The sequence below is a fragment of the Bacillus sp. NTK071 genome (assembly GCF_017303315.1).
Lineage (GTDB): Bacteria > Bacillota > Bacilli > Bacillales > Guptibacillaceae > Guptibacillus.
The window spans coordinates 1-259 of sequence record NZ_JAFKOI010000137.1; the positions used below are offsets into that span (position 1 = coordinate 1).

At 69.1% G+C, this 259-nt stretch carries 1 protein-coding gene; it reads right to left on the bottom strand.

Annotated elements, in window-relative coordinates; genetic code table 11:
• Positions 1 to 259, bottom strand: a 259-nt coding sequence (locus JI666_RS21355; protein ID WP_524535779.1) for a phospholipase D-like domain-containing protein, incomplete at both ends; no start/stop codon positions are given.

The window sequence follows — 259 nt, forward strand, 5'->3', positions numbered from 1 at the left end:
GGTGATTGCGGATATCGACCCGGCCCAGAGCCAGCCGCGCGAAGGCCCAGCTGGTATCGAAGGCGATGCCGGTCTTGCCGCCTGCCGCCTGCATCTCGCGCCAATGGCTTGAGCGCGGCAGCTTGCGCGAGCCCAGCCCGTCGACCATCGCGCGGCAGGCGACCCCACGCCGGGCGGCGCGGGCCATGGCCTGCATCAGCCTTTGGCCATTGCCGTCGTCGAGCCAGATATAGACGAGCACATGAACGCTTTCGCGCGC